Source organism: Burkholderia sp. F1 (assembly GCF_050813845.1).
Classification (GTDB): domain Bacteria; phylum Pseudomonadota; class Gammaproteobacteria; order Burkholderiales; family Burkholderiaceae; genus Burkholderia; species Burkholderia ubonensis.
Genome location: NZ_CP172422.1, coordinates 2,089,155 through 2,113,555 on the forward strand (window position 1 = coordinate 2,089,155; position 24,401 = coordinate 2,113,555).

General features: G+C 71.7%; 1 protein-coding gene. It reads right to left on the reverse strand.

The annotated features are described in order from the left end of the window. Window positions 1-137: 137 nt before the first annotated feature. Window positions 138-24,389, reverse strand: a complete 24,252-nt coding sequence (locus ACFIMZ_RS28050) for an amino acid adenylation domain-containing protein (RefSeq protein ID WP_431822730.1) — start codon at window positions 24,387-24,389, stop codon at window positions 138-140. Between the last annotated feature and the right edge of the window lie 12 nt (window positions 24,390-24,401).

Here is a 24,401-nt window from a genome sequence, read left to right on the forward strand (position 1 = left end):
ATCCTGTCACTTATACGAGTTTTCGAATATCGCGCCCCGCACCAATTCCCTTTTCGTATTTGCCTTCGATCAAGAAAACGGCGCGACGCCGCGTATTCCGTCCGCGCGGCGGCCGGTCCGGGACGTCGCGCCCGCGCTCATCCGTCGCTCAGCGCGATGGCCGGCACGCGCCCGCCCGCCTCCACATCGGCGAGGAACGCCCGCAAGGTCTCGTTGAACGACTCGCTCTGGTTCAGGAACGGCAAATGTCCGCCCTTTTCGAACACGACGAAGCGGGCGTGCCGGATGCCGTCCTTCAGCAACGCGACCTGATCGATCGGGAACGCGATGTCATGGCTGCCCGCGACGATCAGCGTCGGCGCCGCGATCTCGCCGAGACGCCCGCGCGTGTCGAAGCTGAACAGGCTGCCGATGAAACCCAGCAACGCCTGCGACTCGACCGGCACGTGCGCCTGCCGGATGATCGCCAGACTCCGCGTCACCTCGGGCGCAAGAAACTCCTCGTGGTAGATGTTGTTGAACTCGATCTGATAGCTCAGCAGCGGCGATTCCGAATAGTCTTCGAGCGCCTCGCGCGTGATGCCGCGCATGCGCGCGTCGGTCGGCGTCGTGCACACCAGCGCCAGCGACGCGAGCCGGCGCGGATGCCGGAGCGCCAGCAGCTGCGCGATGTTGCCGGCGACACACCAGCCGACCAGATGGGCCTCGCGCACGTCGAGCGCGTCCATCAACTCGACCAGCTCGTCGGCCAGCGTCTCGAAGCTGAACCCGGGCGCCGTCGGCGTGCTGCCGCCATGCCCCGGCAGGTGCGGGAAAATCAGCCGGTAGCGATCGCCGAACGCGTGAACCTGCTCGCTCCACACGGCCTGACTGAACGCCAGCGCGCTCAGGAAAATCAGCGCCGGTCCGCTGCCCTGTTCGAAGTATTCGTACACCTGCCCGCGCGCACTCGTGAAGACCCCGCGCGTGGCGCGTGACGCCTGCGCCTGCGGCGCTTCGGCGCGGCCCGCGTCGACCAGCCGCTGCATGACCCGCTCGCCCAGATCATCGGGCACCGGCGGCGGCGCGTCGTCGCTCGCCCGCGTGCCGGCCAGCCGCTGCGCGAGCGACTCGATGCTCAGCGCGTCGCCCGCGTCGGCGAACATGCCCGGCTCGACCCGCGGCCCAAAGCGCTGCTGCAGCTTCGCGAAGATCAGCGCCCACGAGATCGACGGAATGCCCGCGTCGGCCAGCCTGTCGTGCGGATCGAGCGTGGCGTCGTCCGGCAGCGCGTCCGCGAAGATCGCGCTCAGCACCGCGCGGATCTCCGCGAGCCGCGCCGCGTCGATGCCGGGCGCCGGCGACGCCGCGTCCGCCGGGTTCGACACCGCCTCGCGGCTGAACACCGTCAGCACCGACCCGGCCACCTCGTGCCGGCGGTAGCCCGCCCGCGCCAGGGTGTCGTCGAGCGCGCGCGCGTCGGCAGGCGCGTCGCGCGGCGCGACGGACGGCCACATCCCGGTCAGGTCGAGCAGCAGCGCAAGACTCCGTGTCTCGACCGGCGCCGTGACGAACACGAGACCGGCGCGCGATGCCCCGGACGGCGTGTCGAACAGCGCGACCGCTTCACGCGCGCACGGGTCCTGCGTATTCACGATCACGACGTCGAAGCGGCGCTGGCCGACATGCTCGGCCAGCGCGCCCGGCTGCTGCGGCGCGCACGACGAAAACGCGACACCCGGAAAGCGCTCGTGCCCCAGCTCGGCCACGCCGGTCGCGATCTGCGACCACCCGGACACCACCTGATACGTGATCCGCGTGTCGCGCGGCGCGGCCGCGACCATCGACGCCAGCACCTCGAAACCGCCCGCGCCGATCGCCAGCACGGACAGCGTGGTCCGCCCGGCGAGGCGTCCCGTCATGCACAGCTCGGCGGCCAGGCGGTTGAGAAACGCCAGCTTGGACGGCGCCGTGAACAGGTCCACCAGCAGCGCGCCCGCCTCGGCGACCTGCTCGGGCCCGGGACGCGCGCCCTCCAGCATGCCGCTGACGATCCCGGCCAGCAGTTCGCAGTACGACTGATATTCCGGCAGCGCGCGCAGGTTGATCTCGTATTGCCCGCGCAACGCATCGAGCGCCTTGCGGCTGCGGATCGTGTCCGGCAGCGCGAGGCGCGCGCCGGTCGCGTCGGTGACGAGGTAGGGCGTTCTTTCCAGCAGCTTCAGCAGATAGGCCGCCATCAGGCCCTCGCCGCCCGGCAGCAGCGCCAGCCATCCGTTCGACGACGTGCGGGCCGCGCGCGTCGGCCAGCCTTCGGCCAGACGTCCCGCCAGGGTCATCGTGCGCGCGCCCAGACGCTGCAGCAGCCCGCCCGCCGCCACATCGGGGACGCCCGCGTCACCCGCGAGCAGGCGTTCGAGCACGCGCGACGCCGCCGCGCCGAGCGGCTGCGCCGGACGCGGATAGAGCGCGAACCCGCCGTCGGGTCCCGGACGCTCGTCGAACACCACGCCCTTGTCGCTCATCACCACGTACAGGATCCCGACCGTCATCAGGTGCAGATGCTCCGCGATGTTGTCGATCTGCGTCCTGACATGCGCGCGCGCTTCGTCCGGCGTCGACACCGATTGCAGGAGCGCGATGGGGGTGTCATGCACCGGCGCGGTTGCGAGGGGCGCGGCATCGTCCGCCGTCTGCAACGGCAACGGCAACGGCAACGCGGCAGGCATGGACACGGGCAACGCAGCGGCCGGCGCGCGCGCCGCCTCCGCCGGAACGTCGGCCAGCCGCGCCACCGCGTGCGCATCCGCCGCGCGTTCGTCGTCGCCCGGCCAGTACGCGCGCAATTCGAACGGATAGCCGGGCAAGGAAGCCCGCCTGCCCGCGCCCGCCTCGCCGCGCCACGCGAACCCGTCGACCGGCATGCCCGCCGTCCACCGCCGCGCCAGCTCGATCAACCCGGCGGCCTCGTCACGCGCGTCATCCGCCGCCCGCGTGGCCCCCTCATGGCCCGCGCCCGCCGTTGCACCCGCCGTTACGCCTTCCGGCGGCGACATGAACAGGCGGCCATCGTCGACGCGCCCGTCGTCCTGCCGCGCATCGCGCAACGCCGCCCGCACCGCGTCGATCGTGTCGGCCACGATCGCGAGCCGATGCCGGAACGTACGGCGGCCCACCTGCAGCGTATATGCCAGATCCGCGAGACTCACCGCGCCCTCGGGCAAGCGCTCGAGATGCCCGGCCAGCGACGCGGCCGAGCGCCGCAACGCCGCGCGCGAACGCGCGGACAACACGACGACCTGCGCCGCGCCATCCCGCGTGTCGCGCGCATGCGAGGACGGCCCGCCCGCCGCGATGATCAGATGCGCCGCCGTCCCGCCCGCGCCCATCGCGTTGACCGCCATGCACAGCGGCCCGCCGGCATCGCTCGCCTCCGGCAACGCCTCGACCGCCGTCTGGATCGCGACGTTGGCGCCGTCGAAACGACATTGCGGATTCGTCGTGTCGCGCGTCAGGGTTCTGACGAGCGTGCGATGCCTGAGCTGCAGCACGGCCTTGATCAGTTGCGCCATGCCCGCCGCCGCTTCCGCATGCCCGACATTCGGCTTCACCGACCCGAGCCGCAACGGCGCGCCGGCGCGCTGCCCCGTGCGGTAGCCAGCCTTGATCGCGTCGAATTCGGCGGCGTCGGTCGCTTCGTCTCCCGCGCACTGCATCTCGACATACGCGACCTGATCGGGCGCGACGCCGGCATGATCGAGCGCCTTCGCGATGACCCGGCCCTGCCCGCGCGCCGACGGCGCGAAGTAATTGAGCGTCGTTCCGCCATGACCGATCGCGCTGCCCTTGATCACGGCATGAACCACGTCGCCGTCGCGCCGCGCGTCGGCGAGCGGCTTCAGCACCACCGCCGCCACGCCCTCGGCGGCGAGGAAACCCTTGCCGCCCGCGCCGAAACTGCGGCTCTCGCCGTCCTCGCAGATGAGCTTGCCCTGCGCCATCGCATCGAGCCGCGCGGGATGCAGGTTCAGGTTCACGCCCCCGGCGAGCGCCATTGCGCACTCCCCGCGCCGCAGGCTTTCGCAGGCCATGTGCAGCGCCACCAGCGACGACGAGCACATCGTGTCCACCGCCAGGCTCGGCCCGCTCAGACCCAGCGCGTGCGACACGCGGTTCGCGATCGACGCGAACGACAGCGTCGTGACCCGCGGCCGGCCCGCGAGCGTCTGCTCGAAGCCGATCAGGTTGTAGCTGGCCGCGGTCACGCCGACGAACACGCCGACTTCGTCGTCCGCGCGCGCAGGCTGGGCCGGCCGCGCGTCGCCGGCGTAACCGGCGTCTTCGAGCGCATGCCAGCAGCTCATCAGGAACAGCCGCTCCTGCGGATCGATCGCGTCCGCGTGCAGCGGCGGAATGCCGAAGAAGCCCGGATCGAAATGCCCGACATCGTCAAGGAACGCGCCCCAGGACTGCGGCGCGGTCGAATCGGCGCGCGCATGGCGCTCCGGCCAGCGGCGCACCGGCCCCCGGTTGTCGGCCTGCGCGCCGTCGAGCAGCATCCGCCAGTACGCATCCGGTGAATCAGCGTCCGGGAAGCGGCACGCGAGACCGATGATCGCGATGTCATGCGACACGGCGGCGGGACGCGCGGGCGCGACGGCGTCGGCCGATGCGTCGGCCGGCTCGTCCGCCACGACGCCAGACGCGTCGGCCGCCGCCTCGGCAACCGCGTCGACGGCAACCCCGGTGGGCGCGGCCGTGCTCCCCGCCACCCAGGCCGCCAGCGCCGCGCGCTGCGTGCCGAGGAAGTGCGCGACGAGCTCGTCGATGGTCCGGCAATCGAAGAACAGCGCCTGATTGACGTCGGCGAAAGCCCCGCCGAGCAGCCCGCACAGCTGCGTCACCGAAATCGAGTCGATCCCGTAGGTCGCGAGCGATTCCGCCTGGTCCAGCCGCTCGGCCGGAATATGCAGCAGGTCGCCGACCAGCTGCTTGAAGGCCGCGACGCCCAGCCGCCGCAACTGCGCGTCGTCCGTCACGTCCACCGACGCCACGGCGGCGGACGCGGATGCCGCGGCCAGCGCGGCCCGCGCACGCGGCGCGGCGACCGTCTTCACGGCGACCAGCTGATCGTGCGGACCGCCGAGCAGCTGCTCGAGCGCCGCCCATCCTTCGCCGGGTTCGATCGACGCGAGGCCGAGCCGCGTCATGCGCGCCTCATAGGCCGGCGCGGCGGCCACCCCGACGCTGCCCCACCAGCCCCAGTTCATCACCTTCACCGGACACGTCCAGTGCCGGCCGAGGTGCCGCGCAAAGGCATCCTTGAACGCGCAGCCCGCCGCGTAGTTGCCTTGCCCCGGCACCCGCGAGAAGCTTTGCAGCGACGAGAAGAACAGCACGAAATCGAGCGGCTCGTCGCCGAACACCTGCGCGAGCCGCACGCTCACGTCGACCTTGGCCGTCAGGCTCGCGGCAAAACGCGCCTCGTCAAGATTCGCCAGCGCCTGATCAGCCAGCACCAGCGCGGAATGCACCACGCCGTGGATCGCCCCGAAGCGCGCCTGGATCGCGTCGCGCGCCTGCTCGAGCGCGGCGCGGTCGCTCGCGTCGGCGGCGAGGTAGTACGGCGCGGGGCCCACGCGGGCCACGCGGTCGATCCGGGCCTGGATCGCCGCATCGAGCGGGCGGCGTCCGATCCAGACAATCTGCGCGCCGTGCGCGCGGACCATCTGCTCGCTCCATGCTTCGCCAATACCTCCCGCGCCGCCGATCACCACATAAACGCCGCCGCGCCGCTGAGCCCGCTGCGGCTCGACGACCTCGGCCGGCAGCAGATGCTGCCGATACCATTGCCCCGTGCGCCATGCCCAGCTGTTGCCGTCCGGATCGGCCGGCAGGCCGAGCACGGTGTCGAACGGCCAGGCCGCATCGACCGGCAGATCGACGAGCCGCACCTTCCAGTTCGGATACTCCTTCGCCAGCACGCCGATCAGCCCATGAACGCCGGCATGCGCGGGCGCGAGCGTGTCGCCGTCCGCGACCGCCTGCGTGCGGGTCGTCAGCACGCTCCATTCGAGCGGCTTCGTGCCATAGCCGGCCGCCAGCAGCGCCTTGACCAGCCGGAAGCCATGCAGCACGCCATCGTGCTGGGCCGCGATCAGCTGCTCGTCGGCGACCGACGGCAGCGACGCATCGGGAACGATCCAGATCAGATGCGCGAACGCATCGTGCGCCATCAGCGCGTCGGCGATCTCCTCGATGCCGGCGCGGCTCGCGAAGTCCGCGACCTGCGCGTGGCCCAGCTGCCGTTGCAGCATCTCCTGCTGCAAGGACGTGCCGCCGACGATCAGCACGCCATCGCTGCCCGTCGCCGGCGGCGTGTCCGGATGCGCGACGTACGCCGGCTGCCAGACCGGCGCGAACAGGCTCACGGCAGACGGCGCCTCCGCTGGCTGCGTCGGCGCGGGCGCAGGCGCGGCGGACGGCGCCGTCGCGGGTGGCGTCGTCGCGTCGGGCGCGAACCCGGCCATGATCGCGTGACGATCGAGCCAGACCCGTTCGCGCGCGAACGGGTAGGTCGGCAGGCTCATGCGTTTCGGCCGGTCCGCGCCGTAGAGCGCGCCCCAGTCGAACGCCAGGCCCTTGACCCACAGATCCAGCACCTTCGCGAACTTGCCGCGCGCGACCCATTTCTCGATCGCTTCCTGCAGTTCATCATCGGCGGAGAAGACCGCCATCGTTTCCTTGTTGCGCCGGACCTGCCCGCGATACAGCGCGTCGATCGCCGCATCGCCCGCGAGATACGCCGACAGCTTGCGCGCCAGCTCCGCCATCCCGCTCACCGCCAGCGCCAGCCGCTCCTCCATCTCCTCACGGCCCACTTGCAGCGTATAGGCCAGATCCGGCAGCTCCGCGTCGCCCCAGCCTTCCGCTTCGATCGCCCCGACCAGATCCCGCACCCGCTCGCGCAAGCGCGCCTCGTCACGTGCCGACAGCACCACCAGCGCCGGCGCTTCCGCCGTCACCGGAGGCGCGTCGCGACGCGCCTGCGCCCCGCGATATTCCTCGATCACCACATGCGCGTTCGACCCGCCCGCACCGAACGACGATATCCCCGCCCTGCGCGGCATCTCCACCTTCTGTCCCGCCACCTCCACCACCGGTCTGCGCCATTCGCCCAGTTCCCGCTGCAGCACGAACGGCGTCGTCGAAAAATCGATGTGCGGGTTCAGCGTCTGCGCATGCAGGCTCGGCGCCAGCTCACCGTGCTTCATCTGCAACAGCACCTTCGTGATCCCCGCGATCCCCGCCGCGCTTTCGCAATGCCCGATGTTCGACTTCACCGAGCCGATCGCGCAGAACTCACGGTCCTGCGTGAACTCGCCAAACGCCTTCGACAGCCCCGCGATCTCGATCGGATCGCCCAGCGACGTCCCCGTGCCGTGCGCTTCGAGATAGCTCAGCGTGCGCGGATCGATACCCCCGTCGCGCAGCGCGCGCGCGATCACCTCCGCCTGCGCCTGCGGATTCGGCACCGTGTAGCCGTTGGTCCGGCCGCCGTGGTTGATCGCCGACGCCTTGACCACGCCGTAGATCCGGTCGCCATCCTCGATCGCCTGATCGAGCGGCTTCAGGACCACCGCGCCGACGCCCTCGCCGTCGACAAAACCGTCCGCCTCCGCGCCGAACGAGCGGCAGCGGTCGCCGGCCGACAGCATGTTCATCGTCGACAGCAATACGTACTGCGCCGGATCGAGGATCAGGTTCACGCCGCCGACGATCGCCGCGTCGCACGCGCCGCTGCGCAGGCTCTCCAGCGCCAGATGCAGGGCCGTCAGCGACGACGAGCACGCGGTGTCCACCGCGAGGCTCGGCCCCTGGAAGTTGAACAGATACGACACCCGGTTCGCGATCGACCAGTAGCGCGTCCCGACGCCGTAGTAGCTGTTCATCACCCCGGCGAACACCCCGACCTTGCCGCGCGCGTTCAGCGTGGCGGGCGTATGCCCGGCGTCCTCGATGCTCGCATAGGCTTCCTCCAGGAACAGGCGCTCCTGCGGATCCATCATTTCGGCTTCGCGCGGCGCGATGTTGAAGAACAGCGGATCGAAGCGATCGACACCGTCGATGAAACCGCCCCACTTGCTGTAGGTCTTGCCCGCCTTGCCCCGCTCCGGATCGAAGTAGGCGCGATGATCCCAGCGCGCGTCGGGCACCTCGGCGATGCAGTGCTTCCCTTGCCGGAGATTCGCCCAGAACGCGTCGACGTTGCGCGCCTGCGCGTAACGGCCGGACATGCCGACGATCGCCACCTCCCGGACAGCCGCGCGCGGCGGTGCGGAGGCGTCGGCCGCCGGCCGCGGAGCCAGACGCAGCCGCGAGCGGCGGCCCGTCAGGCGCGCGTCGCCGGTCAGCGCCGGCCGGGGCCGCGTGTCTCGCGTGACGGGCGCGGGGGGCGCATCGCCATGCGTGGCCGCGTCCGCGTTCGCGCCTTCGTCCGACGCGAGATCCAGCACCTGCGCCAGCGCGTCGGGATAGGTCGCCAGGAAATGGGCGACCAGTTCGTCCAGCGTCCGGTATTCGAAGAGCAGCGTGCTGCTGACATTGCCGAAGGTCCGCTGCAACGCCGTGGTCATGTCCACGGCGAGGATCGAATCGATCCCGTACTTCTCCAGCGGCTCGTTGCCGGCGATCGCGTGCGCCGGCAATTGCAGCGTCTTCGCCAGCAGCCCCTTGAGATACGTGGTGGTCTTGTCGCGCAACCGGTCCCGCGCGCGCGCCGGTACCGGGATGCTGGTCCGCGCCGGGGCGCGCGCCACGGCCGAACGCTCGCGCGGCGCGGGCTGCGCGGCGGGCTCGGGCTCATGCTCGTGCGCTTGCTCCTGCAACGCGTCAGCCCCGGCGTCCTCGGCCGCCGCCTGCCGCGCCACGCCATCGCTCTCTCCGACGACGATCTGCTGGCCCAGCTCCCGCTGTTCGCGCAGCGGATGCGGCACGGTCGCGAAGCCTTCGTCTTCCAGCACGCCGCGCCAATGCTCCGCCGACAGCGCCGGCGATCCGGCGATCCGCAGCTCGGGGTCCTCATGCAGCCACCAGCCGTCGAGCAGACCGAAGGTCAGGTGCATGAACACGTGGCCGCGATTCATCTCGTTCAGCAACAACAGGCCATGCGGACGCAACGCCGCCTTCGCGTTGCGCACGCTGTGCCGGATGTTGCCGGTCGCGTGCAGCACGTTCGTCGCGATCACGAGGTCGTAGCGCCCCGCCTCCAGCCCCTGCGCGGCCAGCGGCCGGCCGCAGTCGAACAGCGCGCCGCGCAGATACGGCGCGACCGCCCGGTAGTGCTGCTCCGCATGGAACAGGAATGCCTTCGACACGTCGCTGTAGCAGTACTCGTCGATCCGCGCCGCATACGGGCGCAGACGCTCGAACAGCCCCGCGCTCGTGCCACCCGTTCCCGCGCCGATTTCGAGGATCCGGATCCGCGCGTCGGCATCCTGTTCGAGCCGGGCCGCGACGAAGGCCTCGACCGCATCGGCCAGCACCGCGTTGAAGTAATCCGCCACCGGGTTGTGCCTGTAGACGTTCTCCACCAGGCGCATCGATGCCTCCGGGAACATCACGTCGGTCGCGGGCACGCGGCCGCGCAGGATCTCCGGCAGCGCCCTCAGCGTCGTCCCGACCAGCTCCGCCTGCGCGCGGAACGCGGGCAGCGCGTGCCATGCCGGCCGGCGTTCGTCCCATTCGCGCCACGCCGCGTCCGGGTCGATGAGCGGCATGCCGCGCGTCGACACCGTCGCTTCGTCGTACGCGAGATAGCCCTGCTCGCCGAGCACGCGCAGCGTCTGCGCGAACCAGCGTTCGTAGCGATCGCCCCCCCCCAGCGAGGCCGCGAGCGCCGCTGCCGGTCCCTGCCAGTCCGGCGCGAGTCCGAGCGCCTGCAACTGCGCGCACAGCAGCCGGCCGAGCAGCAGCTGGAAGGCCGCGTCGACACGCTTGCCTTCGGCCGTCCCGTCCGGCTCGGGCGTGCGGCCCGCCGCGCGTTCGAGCGCGCCGAGCAATGACGGATAGGCTGGCGCGAACACCTCGATCGTGTCGTCGCCGCGCGCCGCGCGCCGCGTCGTCTTCAGCAGGGCAAGCTGTCCGGCCGGGCCGCCGAGCAGCGTATCCAGCGCGGCCATCGCCTCGTCCGGCTCGATCGACGCGATGCCCTGCTGCGCCATCCGCTCGTGATACGGCTCCGACGCCACCGCGCCGACGCCGCCCCACCAGCCCCAGTTCATCACCCGCACGCGGCAGCGCCACGCGCGGCCCAGTTCGTGCGCGAACGCATCCTTGAAGGTGCAGCCCGCCGCGTAGTTGCTCTGGCCCGCCGCTTTCAGGAAACTCTGCAGCGACGAGAAGAACAGCACGAAATCGAGCGCGTCGCCGTCGAACACCTGCGCCATCCGCACGCTGACATCGACCTTCGCCGACAGGCTCGCGACGAAGCGGGCCTCGTCCATGTTCGCGAGACTCTGGTCGCGCAGCACCAGCGCCGAATGCACCACGCCGTGAATCGCGCCGAACCGTTCGCGCACCGTCCGCGCCGCCGCCCCCAGCTGTTGCGCGTCGGTCGCGTCGGCGGCGAGGTAGAGCGGCGCGGGACCGAGGCGCGCAAGCCGGTCGATGCGCGCCTGGATCGCCGCGTCGCACGCACGCCGCCCGATCCACACCACCTGCGCGGCATGCCGGCGAATCAGGTGCTCGCTCCAGGTCTCGCCGAGTCCGCCCGCGCCGCCGATCACCACATAGACGCCGCCCTGCCGGTACGGCGCCGCGCCGTCGGGCGCGACCCGCGCCGGCAGCAGCCGCTGCCGGTACCACTGGCCCGCGCGCCACGCCCAGCCATCGCCCTGCGCATCCGCCGGCACGCGCAGCACGTCGTCGAGCGGCCGCGCGTCGTCCTCCGGCAGATCGACGAGCCGCACCGACCAGTTCGGATATTCCTTCGCCAGCGAACCCGCCAGCCCCCGCACGCCCGCGTGGGCCGCGCGCACCGGCTCGTGCCGGTGGACCGCGCAGGTCCGGGTCGTCAGCAGGGTCCATTCGAGCGGCCGGCCGCCGTATCCCGCGCCGAGCAGCGCCTTGACGAGCCGGAAGCAGGCCAGCACGCCCGCCTGCTGCGCCGCGATCAACCGCGCGTCGGTCACGTCGAGCAGCGCTTCGTCGGGCGCGATCCAGACCAGATGGTCGACGTTGCCGAGCGTCGCGAGGGTGGCCGCGAAATCGGCGGCGGCGTCCAGCGGCACGCGCCCGATCACCCGCGCGTCGTCGCACTGCCGGCTCAGCGCCGCCTGTTGCGCGGGCGTGCCGCCCACGATCAGCACGCGGCCGCGCACCGGGCCGGGCGCGCAGACCGGCTTCACGACGTCCCAGGCCGGCGCCAGCATGGTGAGGTGGTCGGTCGCGGCCTCCACCGCCTGGCTCGCGAAGCCGCTGATGCGCACGCACACCACGCCGTCGTCATCGCACAGCGTGATGTCGTACTTGCGCACGCGCTCCGGCGCGGCGCCACCGGCGTGCGGCACGACCCACGCCCACATCGCCGGCGCGCAGCGCCCGACGATGTCGACCGCGTCGATCGCGAACGGCAACGCCAGCCGTGCGTCGCGCCCCGGCTCCGCCAGGCCGGCGCTGGCCTGCAACGCCGCGTCCAGCATGCCGGGATGCAGCATGAAGCCCGCCATCGTCGCGCCCGCTTCCGGGGGCAGGCGCAGCCGCGCCAGCGCCTGACCGTCGCCGACATGAATCCGCTCGATGGCCCGGAAGGCCGGACCATAAGCGAGACCGAGCGCGGCGAAGCCTGCGTAGCACGCGTCGCCGTCGAGGGTCGAGCGGTCGCATTGCGCGCGCAGCGCGGCCAGGTCCAGCCGCTCGGGCGCCGCCGTCAGCGCCTCGGCTTCGCCCTGGCCGTGCAGCATGTCCTCGCCGCTGTAGACCGCATAGGTCACGCGCCCGTCTTCGTCGACATCGAGTCCGATCTGCACATCAAGCGGCGCCGCGTCGACCACCACCGGGCGCGCCCAGACCACGTGCGTCAGACGGACGCCCTCATCGGCGTCCAGTCCCGCCGCGCGCACCAGCGCCTCGCGCGCCATCTCCAGATAGGCCACGCCGGGCAGCACCCGGCGGCCCCGCACCGCATGCCCGGCCAGGAAGAATTCGTCGCCCGTGAGGCGCGTCGTGAAGCGTTGCCGGCTCAGGTCGGACGTGTTCTCATGCAGCAGCGGATGCAGGTACCCGCGCATGCGTTCCACGCGCGCCGCGTCATCCGGCACGGACACCCAGTGGCGCTCGCGCGCGAACGGATAGGTCGGCAAGCTCACGCGGCGCGGCTTCGCGTCCGGATACAGCCGGTTCCAGTCGATCGCGAGCCCCTGCACCCACAGGTCCAGCAGCTTCGCCAGCTTGCCCTTCGCGATCCACGCGTCGAGCGTCGCGGACAGGTCCTCGTCCGCCTTCAGCGCCGCCAGCGCATCCTGGCCGCGCCTGACCTGCCCGCGATACAGCGCGTCGATCGCCGCGTCGCCCGCGAGATACGCCGACAGCTTGCGCGCCAGCTCCGCCATCCCGCTCACCGCCAGCGCCAGCCGCTCCTCCATCTCCTCACGGCCCACTTGCAGCGTATAGGCCAGATCCGGCAGCTCCGCGTCGCCCCAGCCTTCCGCTTCGATCGCCCCGACCAGATCCCGCACCCGCTCACGCAAGCGCGCCTCGTCGCGCGCCGACAGCACCACCAGCGCCGGCGCTTCCGCCGTCACCGGAGGCGCGTCGCGACGCGCCTGCGCCCCGCGATATTCCTCGATCACCACATGCGCGTTCGACCCGCCCGCACCGAACGACGATATCCCCGCCCTGCGCGGCATCTCCACCTTCTGTCCCGCCACCTCCACCACCGGTCTGCGCCACTCGCCCAGCTCCCGCTGCAGCACGAACGGCGTCGTCGAAAAATCGATGTGCGGGTTCAGCGTCTGCGCATGCAGGCTCGGCGCCAGCTCGCCGTGCTTCATCTGCAACAGCACCTTCGTGATCCCCGCGATCCCCGCCGCGCTTTCGCAATGCCCGATGTTCGACTTCACCGAGCCGATCGCGCAGAACTCACGGTCCTGCGTGAACTCGCCAAACGCCTTCGACAGCCCCGCGATCTCGATCGGATCGCCCAGCGACGTCCCCGTGCCGTGCGCTTCGAGATAGCTCAGCGTACGCGGATCGATGCCACCATCGCGCAGCGCGCGCGCGATCACCTCCGCCTGCGCCTGCGGATTCGGCACCGTGTAGCCGTTGTTCTTGCCGCCATGATTGAGCGCCGATGCCTTGACCACGCCATGAATCGGGTCGCCATCCGCGATCGCCTGATCGAGCGGCTTCAGGATCACCGCGCCGACGCCCTCGGCCGGCACATAGCCGTCGCCGCCGTCGCCGAAGCTCTTGCAGCGCCCGTCCGTCGCCGCGAACTTGCCTTGCGCCAGCGCCAGATACTTGTTCGGATGCAGCGTGAGATTCACGCCGCCCGCGATCGCCATCTCGCAGCGGCCGTTCAGCAGGCTTTCGCACGCGAGGTGCAGCGCGGTCAGCGAGCTCGAACACATCGTGTCCACCGACAGGCTCGGGCCATGCAGATTGAAGTGGTAGGACACGCGATTGGCGATCGACGCGGGCGCGCCGCTGAGCGCCACGAAGTGACCGCGCGCCTGTTCCTCGACGCCGTAAAGCTGGTATTCCTCGTGCGTGGTGCCGACATACACGCCCACGCTGCGCCGCCGCGCACCCTGTTCGAGCGCGTCGCGCGGGTAGCCGGCATCCTCCAGCGCCGCATGCGCGCATTGCAGGAACAGACGCTCCTGCGGATCCATGAACATCGCCTCGCGCGGCGAGATGTTGAAGAACTGCGGATCGAATTCGTCGACGCCGTCGATGAAGCCGCCCCACTTGCTGTAGACCGTGCCGGACTTGCTCTTGTCGGGATCGAAATAGCGGCCGTGGTCCCAGCGTTCCGGCGGGATCTCGGTGATGCTGTCGCGGCCGGCGCGCAGGTTGTCCCAGAAGGTCCTCAGATCGCGCGCCTGCGGATAGCGTCCGGCGACACCGATGATCGCGATGTCGCGGTTCGCGACGCGCGCGGCGGCGGCTGGCGAAGCACTTCGCGTGATCGCCGCGCGGCGCGCGCGCCGCCCGCGCACCATCGCGCGGGCGAGGTGCGCGGCCCGCGGCGCGTCGGCGGCCGGGCGCGGCGGCGCGGACGCCGCCGGTTGCAGCAAGGTCGCGAGTCGCGCCCCGTGGCTGGCGACGAAATAGTCGACCAGCGCATCCAGCGTCTGATATTCGAACAGCAAGGTCTTCGACAACGGCCCGAAGGTCTTTTCGAGTTCGCTCGTCAACTGCACCACGAGGATCGAATTGATCCCGTAGGTTTCGAGCGGCGCGTCGGCGTCGATCCGCGTCGGCGGCAGCTGGAATACTTGCGCGAGCAACTGCTTGAAGTGAGCGACAGCCTGGTCCCGCGACACGGCGGCCACACGCGCGGACGCCTCCGGCGTGGGAACGCCCGCCAACTGCGCCGCGCCGGACGCGGCACGCGCGGGCGCGGCCCCGTTCAGCCCCTGCCGGATCCGCGCCAGGTCGCCGTGCAGCACCATCACCTGGCCAAGACCCGCGCCCAGCGCGCTGTACAACGCGCGCATCCCGGTCTCGCGGTCCAGCGCCGTGAAGCCTGTCAGCGCCTCCAGCTGCCGCGCGCTCGCCGCGTCGATGCGCATTCCGCCATCCCGCCACAGCGGCCAGTCAATCGACACGGTCTGCCCATGGCGCAAGCCGCGCGCCACCAGCGCGTTCCGGTAATGTGCGAAACCATCCATGAAGCCGTTCGCCGCCGCGTAATCCGCGAGCCCCATCGCGCCCAGCGCGCCGCTCGTCGACGAGAAGGCGATCAGCCAGTCCAGTTCGATCTCCCGGCTCGCCTCGTCCAGATTCACCAGCCCCGCCACCTTCGGCGCCAGCACCGCGTCGATCGCGTCGTCCGTCCTGTCCAGCAGCGGGCCGTCGCGCAACACGCCGGCCCCATGCACGATCCCGTTCAGCCCCTGATGGGCCTCCTGAACCTCCAGCACCATGCGGCGCACGGCCGCGCCGTCCGCGACATCCAGCGCGCGGTATTCGACGGTCGCGCCCAGCGCTTCCAGCGCGCGCAATTGCGCGCGCCCCGCGTCGTCCAGCGCGCGGCGGCCCGTCAGAATCAGCGTCGCGCCCGGCGCCCGCCGCGCGATCTCCTCGGCAAGGAGACGCCCCAAGCCACCGAGCCCGCCCGTCAGCAGATACACGCCATCCGCCTTCCACGGCATCACGGCCTCGGGTTCCGTCTCCAGTTCCCGCCAGCCGCCGACCTCTCGCCCCGCCTCCGCATAACGGATCGCCGCGTCCGACGGACTGCCCGCGTTCTCCCGCAGTTTCGCCGCCAGCCCCCCCACGTCCTCGCCCGCGCCGACTCCGATCAGTTGCCCGACGAGCCTCGGCTGTTCCTGATACGCGCTCTTCAGCAAGCCGCTCAGGCCCGCCAGCACCGCGCCTTCGCCGTGCGCCGGCACCACCACCTGCACCAGCACCCGCGACGACGGCTGGCTGCGCGCGAGCGCCTGAAGCTCGCCGATCACGCGTCGCGCCGCCGCGCCATACGATCCGGCCAGATCGCCGGCGGCCGGCAGCGCGACGCAGGTCACGCCGTCCATCCGTGCCGCCAGCGCCTGCGCCGTCACGTCGACGTCACCCAGCAGCACGACCCGCGCCGCATAGTCCGGCGCGACGCCGGTCGCCGCCTGCGCGCGCCAGACCGGTTGCAGCAGCATCCGGCCGGACGCCGGACGCGCGTCGTGCGCGTGCGGCCCGGCCGCCGCCTCGCGCGACTCGCATCCGTTGATCCGCACGCGCACCGCGCCTTCGTCGTCGCACAGCGCGATGTCGTACCGGCCAGCGCGCGCGTCAGCGCCGCCGTCCAGCGGGTCCGCTTCGCGCGTGACCCACGCCCACATCTGACGCACGCAAGGCCCGGCAAGGTCCACTTCATCGGCCGCGAGCGGCACGACCCGCCGAGGCGCGCGGCCAGGTTCCGCGAGCCGCTCGCCGATCTGCAGCACGGCATCCAGCACGCCGGGATGCAGCACGAAGCCCGCCTCCGCCAGCCCGTCCGGGGACAGGCGCAGCCGCGCCAGCGCGCGATCCTCGCCGATCAGGATCTGCTCGATCGCCAGCCATGCCGGCGAGCCGGCCAGCCCGGATGCCGCGAGCACCGCCGCGCAAGCGTCACCGTCCAGCCGCTCGCGGCCGCACTGCGCGCGTAGCGCCTCCAGATCCAGGCGTTCGCCCGGCGCGGCCAGCACCTCGACCGTCCCTTCGCAGTGAACCTCGTCGTCCCCGCTGCCGAGGTCGAATTCGACCGTCCCGTCTTCCAGCGGATACAGCCCGACATGGAGCTCGACCGGCTGCGCCCCCACGCTCACCGGCCGCGCCCATACGACCTCGCGCAAGCGCACGCCGCCGCCCGCTTCCACGCCTCCCGCCTGCACCAGCGCCTCGCGGACCATTTCGAGGCTGGCGGCGCCGGGCAACACCCGTTCGCCCGGTTCGCCATGCCGGGCCAGAAACCCTTCGTCGCCCGCGAAGCGCGCGCTGAAGCGCGCCCCGGACAGGCCGGACGTATTGCGCTGAAGCAGCGGATGCAGGACTGCCTGCGCGGCCCCCGACACCGCGCCATGCGACGCGGCAGCCCGCGGCACCCAGTAGCGTTCGCGAGCGAACGGATAGGTCGGCAGGCTGATCCGGCGCGGTGTCCCCTGCGCATGCAGCCGGTTCCAGTCGAACCCGAAGCCTTGCACCCACAGCTCCAGCAGCTTCGCCAGCTTGCCCTTCGCGATCCACGCGTCGAGCGCCGCCGACAGATCCTCGTCCGCCGTCCAGGCCGCCAGCATCTGCCTGCCGCGCCGGACCTGCCCGCGATAGAGGCCGTCGATCCCGCCGCGCCCGTCGACCACCCCGGCCAGCCGCTCATCCAGCTGCTCGACCGAATCGACCCGCAGCGCGAGCCGTTCTTCCATCGCCTCGCGTCCCACCTGCAGCGTATAGGCCGCCGCCGCGAGATTATCCGCGCGCAGCACGCCCGCCGCGATCGCGGCGCGCAGCTGGCTCGCCTGCTCGCGCAGCGCGTCGTCCGTCCTCGCCGACAGCACGATCGCCACCGGACGCTCGGGCGTCACCGGCATGCCGGCCGCCTCCGGCGCGACGTACTCCTCGACGACGACATGCGCGTTCGCGCCCCCCGCGCCGAACGACGAGATGCCGGCGATGCGCGCGCCTTCGCGCGTCTGCGCGCCGATCGTGACGCGCGGACGTGGCCACGGCTTCGTTTCGGACTGCACGACGAACGGCGTGCGCGCCAGATCGAGGCTGGCGTTCAGCGTCTCGCTGTGAAGGCTCTTCACGAGCGTCTGGTGCCGCATCTGCAACAGCACCTTGGTCAGGCCGGCGATGCCGGCCGCCGCCTCGCCATGGCCGATGTTCGACTTGACCGAACCGATCGCGCAGTACGGCGGCGTATCCGGCGCCTCGCCGAACGCCTGCGCGAGTCCGGCGATCTCGATCGGATCGCCCAGCGCCGTGCCGGTGCCGTGCGCCTCGATATAGCTGACCTCGCGCGGCCGTACGCCGGCCCGGGCCAGCGCGTCGCGCACCAGTTCGGCCTGCGCGCGCGGGTCCGGCACCGTGTAGCCGTTGGTGCGGCCGCCGTGATTGACGGCCGTGCCGCGGATCACGCCATGGATCACGTCGCCGTCGGCGATCGCCCGCGACAGCGGCTTGAGCAGCACCGCGCCCACGCCCTCGCCCGGCACGAAGCCGTCGCCGCCCGCGCCGAAGCTGCGGCACCGGCCGTCGCTGGCGGCCATGCCGAGCAGCGCGTGGGTTGCATACTTGTTCGGATGCAGCGACAGGCAAACCCCGCCCGCGAGCGCCGCGTCGCACTCGCCGCGCCGGATGCTCTCGCAGGCGAGATGCAGCGCCGTCAGCGATGACGAGCACAGCGTGTCCACCGCCATGCTGGGCCCGCGCAGGCCGAGCACGTAGGACACGCGGTTCGCGATCGTGCCGTAGGTCCCGCTCAGCGCGAGGCCGCCGGGCAGGCTCGCATGCAGCTGATACTCGCCGTACATGACGCCGACGAACACCCCGACGCGGCTCGCCAGGGTCGCGCGCAGGCTGTCGCGCGTGTAGCCCGCGTCCTCGACCGCCTGCCACGCGGTTTGCAGGAACAGGCGTTCCTGCGGATCCATCAGCCCCGCCTCGCCCGGCGTCACGCCGAAGAACAGCGGGTCGAATTCGTCGACGCCGTCGATGAAGCCGCCCCATTTGCTATAGGTCTTGCCCGGCTTGCCGCGCTCCGTGTCGAAATAGCGCGCGTGGTCCCAGCGCTGCGGCGGCACTTCGCCGATGCAGTCGACGCCTTCGCGCAGGTTGTCCCAGAACGCGTGCAGCGAGCGAGCGCGCGGATAGCGCCCGCTCAGGCCGATGACCGCGATGGCGTCGGACGCCGCCGCCGCGTCGCGCGGAACCCGCGCCGGCTCGACGCGCGCCGCAGCGCCCGTCCACGCGACGCCGAACGTCCGCGCGGCGGCCTCGCCGTGGTGCTCGACGATATGGCCGGCCAGTTGCCGCAGCGTGCGGACCTCGAAGAACAGGGTTTTCGACAGCGGCCCGAACACCGCCTCCAGCCGGACGTTCATCGCCTCGATCATCAGCGAGGTCAGGCCATAGCGTTCGAGCGGCGCATCGACATCGAGCCGCTCGCCGGGCACTTCGGTCACCTCGGCCACGAGGCCGACCAGATGCGCGCGCACCTGGTCGCGCAGCGCCTCGACATCCGCGCCCACGTCCGCTGTCGTGCCCGCGGTCGTGTCATCCTGCACCCGCGCCGCCGCAACCGGCGTCGCGCCGCCCTGGCCGATCCAGTGACGGGTCCGCTCGAACGGATAGACCGGCAGCGCGATCCGGCGCGCGTCGCCGGACGCTCGCGCGTGCCAGTCCACCGCGCTCCCCCGCACCCAGTCCCGCGCCAGCGCGGCCAGATCGTCCGTCGCGGACACGGCGTCGGCGTCGTGCCGCGCGCGCGCGCGCCAGGTATCCGGCCGCGACGCGTCCGCGCCTTCATCGGCGGCCAGATACGCGCGCAATGCGTCGCCCAGCGCCGCGCAATCCGGCACGACGAACGCCAGCCGCTCGTCCATCGCCACCCGGCCGACCTGCAGGGTCCACGCCAGATCGTCGAGACGCGGCGCGGGTGTGCGCGCCAGCCAGTCGAGCAGTTGCCGCGCGCGCTGCCTGAGCTGCGCGCCGGTCGCGGCCGACAGGGGCACGAGCGCGGGCGCGGCGCGCGCCGGCCCGCGCGGGTCCGCGCCGGCCTCTTCCAGCACGAGATGCCCCTCGGAGCCGGCCGCGCCGATCACATTGACCAGCGCGCGCAGCGGCCGGCCCGGCTGCGCCGGATGCCACGGCGCGAGCGCGTCCACGATCCGCACGCCGGTGCCGTCCAGCGCGATCAGCGGGCTGCGCGGCTCGCTGTTCAGAGAAGGCGCCAGCTGACGATCGCGCAGCTGGTACAGCACCTTCGTCAGCTGGGAGAACACCGACGCCGACTCCAGATGGCCGATGTTCGCCTTGACCGTGCCGACCTGGCACGGCGCGGCCGCGTCGCGTCCCGCGAACACGGCGCGAACCGCGCGCATCTCGACCGCGTCGGCCATCCCCGCGCCGGACGCCGCCGCCTCGACATAGTCGATGTCGCGCGCCGCGAGCCCGGCGTCGTCCAGCGCGAGGCGAATCGCGGCCTCCTGCTGCGGCGCGCTCGGCGCGCCGAAGCGTCCGGTCCGGCCGCTATGGCCGATCGCGCTGCCGAGGATCCGCGCGTACACATGGTCGTGATCACGCAATGCGGCGTCGTGCCGCTTGATCAGCACCACGCCGACGCCTTCGCCGAGCACCCAGCCGTTCGCGTTCGCCGAGAACGGACGGCAGGCGTCCTCCTTCGACAGGAAATCGATCGCCTCGAGCAGGCGCGCGTGATATGCATGCGAGAGCAGATTCACGCCGCCGACGAGCGCCGCCTCGCACTCGCCGCGCCGGATGCTCTCGCAGGCCAGATGCAGCGCCGTCATGCCCGACGAGCACGACGTATTGATCGCGACGCTCGGCCCGGTGAAGTTGAAGCAATAGGACAGGCGATTGGCGAGCGACGCGTGATGCGAGAACTCCTCGATGCGGCCCTCGCGCTCCCACGCCTGCACGCCGTGACTCTGGTAGTCATTCCACATCGCGCCGACGAATACGCCGACCCGCGGGTTCCGGCGCAGCAGCGCGTCGGCCGTGTAGCCGGCGTCCTCGAGGCAGGCCCAGGCCGTTTCCAGCAGCAACCGCTCTTGCGGATCGAGCGCGCGCGCCTCGACGGGCGAGATCCCGAACAGCAGGTTGTCAAAGCAGTCGATCTGCGTCAGGTAGCCGCCCGCGCGGATCGCGGGCGCGGGCTCGCGCGCGAGCAGCGCCGCGCGCTCGGCGGACAGCGGCGCGATGCTGCTGACGCCCGCGCGGAGGTTGTCCCACAACGCCTCGGGGTCCGCCGCGCCCGGATAGCGGCCGCTCAGGCCGACGATCGCCAGCGCGTCGCGCGTGCCGGGCCGCGCCGGCGCGCGGACGGGTTCAACCACCGGTTCGACCGCCGGCGCGGCGTCGGACTGCCACCGCCACGCGGCCGGCACCGGCTGGCGCGCGATGCCGCCCGTGAAACTGTGCAGCAGCGTCGCCTCGGCGCCGAGCAGCAGGCTGTCGCGCACCACGTCGAAACGCATGCCGCCGATCGGGCACAGGCCGATCTCGAACTCGGCCTGACGCTCCATCAGCAATTGGCCGAGGTAGCCCGCGTCGAGCAGCGGCAGGTGAATCGCTTCCTCCTCGTCCAGCCCCGCGTGCGGGGCCGCGACGAGAAACAGGCAGAACGCGGCGCCACGATAATGCCGGCGGTTGTACGGCGAGTACGCCTGCGCCATGCGCGCCTCGTCGAGATCGCATTGCCGCGTCAGCGCATGACGCGCGTCGTCATACGCGTAGAGCCCTTCCGTCAGCCCTTCGACGCGCTCGCCGCGCGCGTACAGATAGATCCGGAAGCCCGGCTTGCCCGCCGCCGAACCGTACAGATAGGCGGGTGCCGCGCCCGGACCCGGCCTGAGCAGGGTCAGCAGGCCGCCGAGCGCGCGCAGCGACAGCGGCGCGGGCTCGTAGTCGCGCCGGCACGCGCGCAGGCGGTAGTCGTCCCAGCCGGACGGCGCGGCCGCGAGCCGGCACACGGCGGGCAGCGCCGACACGTCGCGCAGATGGCGATGCGCGTCGTGCAACTGCTCCAGCGCCGCCTTGGACAGCGGCGCCTGCGCGACCGTCTCGCTCAGCGCGCGATGGCTCAGGGTCGCCGTGCTTGCCGGCGGCGGCGGCACGCGATCGAGCACGGCGACGCGTTCGTCGGCCGTGAGCGGTTCCGGCTCGCCCGGGGCCGCGCCCGCCAGCAGGCAGTGCACGAAGCGCTCGTCGCCGGCCAGATCGAAGGCCGCCGCGACGCGACCGAAGTCGACCCGCACGGCCGGCCGCGCCGTCAGGCCGGACGCGGCCTGACGCCCGAGCAGCAGTTGCGCCATGTAGCCCGCCTCGACCGCGACCAGCACGCCCGCGTGCTGCGGGTAGAGCGGCGTGACCGCGTCCAGCGCGGCGACGAAGAACACCGCGAGCGCCGCGCTGTCGAAGGCGGCCCGGTCGGTGTCGGCGAACGCGTGCCGGTCGACGGCCGCGATCTCGCCAACCCGGTGCAGCGTGTGCGCCACCGGATGAAAGTAGTAGACGCCGCCCGCGAGCCCCGATACCGCCTGAGGCTTCACGGCGACATAGGTCCGTACCGCGTTGAGGCCGCCGCCGGACGGATGCAGATAGCAGAGCCGGCCGTCCCGCTCATCGGCGCCAAGACGCATCAGCCACGCGCCGAACGCGGCGAATTCGAGCGGCCGGTTCGCGAAACGGGTGGGCGCGGGCGGCAGGTAAACGTCCGCGCGCAAGCGCGCGACCGGCAGCGGCGTCGTCTCCACGGCATCCGGCGCGGGCGCCGCGGTTGGCGCGGGGGTGGGTTCGGAAGACGACGCCGCGCGCGCGTCGGTCACGCCATGCGCGTGCAGGTACGCGACGATGCCGCGCAGGTTTGGCGTATCGAGGAAGGTGTCCACCGGGACTTCGACGCGATACGTCTGGAACAGCCATTCCGCCACGCGAATCAGGCTCAGCGAGGTCGCGCCGAGATCGAACCAGTCGGCGTCGTCGTCCAGCGTGCCGCAGTTCAGCAGCGCCACGACGAACGCGCGCAGCGAGTCGGCGACCGGGCGCGATGTCCCGGCCGGCGGCGCGCCGGCGGGATGGACGGGCGCTGCCACGCCGGATGTGTTCATGCTGGCCGTATCCACGCCGGCCGTATTCGCATCAGCCCCGCCTGCGTCGCCGCCCGCCCCGGCGATATAGTCAGCGATGCCGCGCGTCGTCGGCGTATCGAGGAAACGATCGACCGGCACCTCGACGCCGTATTCGTCGCGAATCCACTCAGCCACGCGCACCAGGGTCAGCGACGTCGCGCCAAGATCGAACAGATCGGCGTCGCCGTCCACGCTCGCGCGTTGCAGCAGGGTCGCGACAAACGCGGATAACGCATCGCGCAGCGTGTCCACGCGGCGTGACGCAATCGGCGCAATCGGCGCAATGGGCGCCACGGGCGCCGCCACCGCTGCCGCCGCCTCTGCAGGACGCGCAACCGCGTCGCCCGCCACCGGCCAGGGCAACGCCTGCCGGTCGAGCTTGCCATGCACGGTCACCGGGAGGCGGTCGAGCACCGCGACGAGATTCGGCACCATGTACTCGGGCAGCCGCGTCCGGGCGAACGCGCGCACGGTCCGCGCATCGGGCGCATCACCGTCCGGCTCGACATAGGCGACGAGCTTGGGATCGCCTTGCGCCTCGCCGTGCACGAGCACCACCGCCTCGTTCACGCCGGGACAGTCGCGCAGCACGGCCTCGATCTCGCCCAGTTCGACCCGCAGGCCGCGCAGCTTCACCTGGAAGTCGATGCGGCCGACGAACTCGAGATTGCCGTCGTCCAGCTCGCGCACCCGGTCGCCCGTCCGGTACATCCGGCCGCCCGGCCCGCCGAACGGGTTCGGCACGAAACGCGCGTCGGTCAGCTCCGGCCGGTTCAGGTAGCCGCGTGCCAGGCCAACGCCGGCGATATACAGCTCACCCTCGTCGCCGCGCGCCACCGGCGCGCGCGCGTCGTCCAGCACGTGCAGCTGGATGCCCGTGATCGCGCGGCCGATCGGCACGCGCTTGTCGGGGCGTATTTCGCAGGTCCAGTGACTGACGTCGACCGCCGCCTCGGTCGGCCCGTAGAGGTTGTGCAGACGCGCGGACACGCGCTCGCCGAAACGGCGCACGAGTTCGAACGGCAAGGCCTCGCCGCTCGTGAACACGTCGCGCAGGCTCGTACACTGCGACGCCGCCGGATCGTCGAGAAAGAAGCGCAGCATCGACGGCACGAAATGGCAGACGGTGATGCCCTCGCGTCGAATCGTCTCCGTCAGGTAACGGCTGTCCTTGTGTCCGTTCGGTTTCGCGAACACGAGCGTCGCGCCCGCGATCAGCGGCCAGAAGAACTCCCACACCGACACGTCGAAGGTATAGGGCGTCTTCTGCAAGACCCGGTCGCGCGCCGTCAGACGATACGTGTCCTGCATCCAGACCAGCCGGTTGCAGACCGCGCGGTGCGACAGCATGCATCCCTTCGGCTGCCCGGTGGAACCCGAGGTGTAGATCACATACGCGAGATCGTCCGGCGCGTTGACGGGCGCGAGCGCGCCGCCGTCGTAACCGGCCAGCACGTCCGCGCCGAGGTCGAGCGCGAGCACGGTGCCCGCGAAGCCCGCGAACGCATCGGCAAGGCCCGGCCGGGTGACGACGACCGGCGCGGCGGAATCATCGAGCACGAACGCGCGGCGCGCCTCCGGAAAGGCGGGATCCAGCGGCAGATACGCGCCGCCGGCCTTCATGATGCCCAGCAGCGCGACGATCATTTCCAGCGAGCGCTCGATGAACAGCCCCACGATCACATCCGGCCCGACTCCAAGCTCGCGCAGATAGCGCGCGCAACGGTTCGCGTGCCGGTCGAGCTCGGCATACGTCAGCGTGCGTCCGGCGTCGCGCGCCGCGACGGCATCCGGAGTACGGGCGGCCTGCAATTCAATCTGCTGATGTATCAACATGGTTGTCTGATC

What these genes read in the sequence shown, in the direction of transcription:
- ACFIMZ_RS28050 (WP_431822730.1), bottom strand. Translation starts at nt 24,389, where the DNA reads ATGTTGATACATCAGCAGATTGAATTGCAGGCCGCCCGTACTCCGGAT.